This window comes from Allobosea sp. Tri-44 (assembly GCF_004123845.1).
Taxonomy (GTDB): Bacteria; Pseudomonadota; Alphaproteobacteria; order Rhizobiales; family Beijerinckiaceae; genus Allobosea.
The window spans coordinates 1-3,360 of the sequence record NZ_NBDP01000075.1 but is presented as its reverse complement, the minus strand read 5'-3'; the positions used below and the strand labels follow the sequence as shown (position 1 = coordinate 3,360).

The window sequence follows — 3,360 nt, the reverse complement described above, 5'->3', positions numbered from 1 at the left end:
AACCGGGTGAGCAGCCAATGCCGTTCTCGCCTCCTCCGAGGAAACATTATCCTTGTTGAATGCCAAATAGTCAACACCAGTATCATTTGGCGTCACGGACCAATATATCCATTGACTCCCGCTTTGGCAAATGCGTTTGTTTTGGTCGTCCTTTTGACAAATTTGGCCGTTAGCCAAGTATGCTATCGGTATTCCACCCGATGACCATGAGTTATTATCAATGAAATAGGCGCTAGTACCCCAGGCTCCGATCACTGCGTTATTGATCAAGTTGCCGAATTGCCATCCCAGCGCTTCCAACCGAGAGTCTTGATCATACATCTGAAGACGATTGTTAATGTCGCTTGTCAATAGACAGTATCTATTGGAAGTAGTTAACCATTGTGAATCGCTCGCTCGCAAATAGAACATTTCATTGCCCTCATGGTGCAATTTGAAATTCTTCGGAAACGTAATGCCAAAGCGAAGAACATTTTATAGACGCAACGGCACCCTAATTGACATCATTTTCATGCGCAAGCGGCCGGTCTTTAAATTTCGATATATTCCGACAAAATCTTAAAGTCTAAGGCAGACTCTTGAAAATTATCGGTCTTTTCCGTTCATTTTATAGCAAAATGCAGTAGATAATTTAAATTTACCACGAAACGGACATGAGTATGCACCCGATCCAAAGCATGTATTCGTCGGCAATAGTAGCGGTGACAAGGTACCTCACATCGGCCGTGCTGACTCATTTGGGCCGTAGACTGATAAGCTCGCAACCACAGCCGCATTGAAGAGAGCTGGACCATGGCGAGGAAGTTGGCGGCGAGCTTGCCATGCGGATGGCGATGCGGCGCCCGCTGCCGGCGGTCGAGGTCGAGCGGCGCTGGCGGCACAAAGTAACCCAGAGCGACTAACAGGATCCAGATTGCGACGATTGCGCTGCGAGCGGCTTGCGCAAATGTAAATGACGTCACGCCAACCGATACACAGTCGCCTCGTCTGCTTCTCGCGGAGGCCTTTGAACGACGCATGGCGCAGCTTCTCGTCATGGGTCCAGCCGCGATAGGCGATCTCGGCCGCGAGCTTCGGCTTCACCCAGACCACGCCCTTCGTGCCGATGCCCCGCACCGGTGGCGAGGCCGTCGCAATCCGATCGAGCTGCTTGCGCAACGCCCTCGCGCTGGTGTGCGTGAAGCCCGTTCCGACGCTGCCGACATAGGTCAGGCCATAGTTGCCCTGCCCGGCGAGGAGCAGCCGGCCGATTCCACCGAGCGCAGCACTGGAGGGCTCATAGCCGATGATCAGGAAGGTGTCGGACTGGACGCATTTGATCTTGAGCCAGTCACCGCCGCGGCCGGGTCGATAGGGAGCGTCGCGCCGCTTGGCGATGATGCCCTCCAACCCGAACTTGCAAGCGCTCGCCAGAAACTCGGCGCCATCCGCCTCGACCTCCTCGCTGAGCCGGATCGCGCCGCTTTCATGGTCGATCAGATCCTCGAGCATGTGCCGTCGCTCAACCAAGGCCATGCGCGTCAGGTCGTGTCCATCGAGATAGAGCAGATCGAAGGCGAACAGCATCGCGCGCTCGGCCTTGGCCTTTCCACCACGTCCGCCGAGCGCCTGATGTAGCAATCCGAAATCAGCCCGGCCGGCCTCATCGCGCACCTCCACCTCCACAGCGAGAGTGAAGCTGCCGGTGTCGAGTTCAGCCGCCGCAGCCGCGATGGAGGGAAAGCGATCGGTCCAATTAAAGCCGCCGCGGGTAAGGACGCGCGCGCCCCTGACATCGCGATGAACCGCCAGGCGGTAGCCATCCCATTTCACCTCGAAGGCCCAGTTCGATCCCGTGGGTGCCTTCGACTGCAGGAGGGCCAGACACGGTTCGATCCGTGCCGGAATCGGGTCGGTAAAAAGATCCGGCTTGGCAGCGCCGCGCCGCGGTTTGACGAGTGCGCTTCGTAGCGCCTCGCCGGAAGGCATAGCTTTCAAGACACGACGCGGCTGCCTCGCCATACTCAACACCACCAACGCAACTGAACTGGCGACTCAACGTCAGCTCGAGGATGGCGTTCCTAAGCCGCAAAAAGATTCTGAACGGCGCTGCACCCCGATCAGGCCAGCCCTCGAAAGGTCTTGCGGATGCCGGGATGAATGCCAAAATCAGTGACCGCCCGCCCTCGGCAGTTCGGGGGCGAGTACCCGGATCCATGTTGCTTTTCGGAGGATATGGCTATGGCAACAGCGCCGATCGTCGCCCGCTTAGAGGAGGGCTGCGACCGATGAACACGGAGCACTTTGAACGCCCGGTCGTCATTCTGGTCGGGCTAGGTCATCCAGCGGCAATCTCGTCGGTCATGGAGGCCTACATGTTTTTGGTCGACTGGCCGCCCAGCAAGCGCGACCCTGCCCATCATTTCGCAATAAAGGCTTGCCTCGCAGCCATGCGCGGTGATGTCGAGGCGGAGACCGTCCGCGGCATCTTCGTAACGCTCGCCGAGAAGTATGACATCTTGGCACCAGACGCCGTCGCGTTCACAGCGCCCTACAAGGAAGGTCCGCAGGGACGCGCCTAAGTCGCTCTTGCCCGGCCTGAATCAGGCCGGGCTCACCTTTAACAGTCCGGGCCATTGGAGAAGGCCATGACGAGGAAACCCGCGCTGCTTTTTCAAGTAGTCGATATCGCGAGCATAACCGTGAGCGACAATCCGACCGAGGGGCCATTCTGCGATTCAGAATGGATGGCGAGCTGAAGGACCTTGAGCTCAAGCTGCCGGCCGTGACGGTTGCTCGATTGCAGACCCTGCTGCTCGAAGCTGATGCGCAGCAGGCGAATTTGGTGACGACGCAGTAGGTGGAACGTCAAGGACGCCTAGCGGTTGAGCCTCCGTTAGTTGCGTAGGAGGTTGTCATGCGTATGTAGCCGAGATAGTCGCGGCTCAGCGACAAAGTCGTCCCATCCAGCTTCAATCCGCCGTGAACTCTATCGCGAGCTCTGTCAGGACGAGGACGGCAACCGTTACTCCGTCATCGTCTACCGGCCGTTCCCCGATCTGAACGTCACACGTTACGAGCTTGAAGACGGCACGCCGGTGCGCTTCATCGACGATTGCCTGTTCGAAATTGAAGCGACAGGCAAGCAGCTAACGCGGTGCCCGTGATGCAAATGCGTGTTGACGGCCTGGTTGAGCCGCGACCTCTGAGAGCCAAGTCACTCCCGTGTCCGTCACGGCGGGTGTTTTCTCGCGAGCCGGGCGATGGCTCGACCACGTATCACGGCTTCTCGACCCGGACCATCTTCAGAAAATTAAGAACGGCGGGGTCCTCGGAGTCGCGGCGGAAGACGACCTCGGTGCCAATCTGGATCGTGTTCCC

2 protein-coding genes and 2 pseudogenes are annotated in these 3,360 nt (G+C 57.9%); 1 reads left to right on the top strand and 3 read right to left on the bottom strand.

The features are described from left to right. The 3 genes and pseudogenes from B6S44_RS29730 to ligD form a co-directional block, all read right to left on the bottom strand. Positions 1–321: hypothetical protein (locus B6S44_RS29730; protein WP_206735273.1), on the bottom strand; the 321-nt coding region annotated here is incomplete at its 3' end. Positions 322–740: 419 nt separating this feature from the next. Beyond that, positions 741–824: pseudogene (locus tag B6S44_RS29205) on the bottom strand (IS5/IS1182 family transposase); the annotation flags it as partial. A gap of 217 nt (positions 825–1,041) precedes the next feature. Continuing rightward, positions 1,042–1,968, bottom strand: a pseudogene (gene ligD / locus B6S44_RS29200) (non-homologous end-joining DNA ligase); the annotation flags it as partial. A gap of 299 nt (positions 1,969–2,267) precedes the next feature. Here ligD and B6S44_RS29195 point away from each other — a divergent pair. Beyond that, positions 2,268–2,561 (top strand): DUF982 domain-containing protein, encoded by a 294-nt coding sequence (locus B6S44_RS29195; protein ID WP_129160517.1) that lies wholly within the window; start codon positions 2,268–2,270, stop codon positions 2,559–2,561. Positions 2,562–3,360 lie beyond the last annotated feature (799 nt).

Coding starts and splice junctions, on each gene's coding strand:
- B6S44_RS29195 (WP_129160517.1), top strand. CDS start 2,268: ATGAACACGGAGCACTTTGAACGCCCGGTCGTCATTCTGGTCGGGCTA.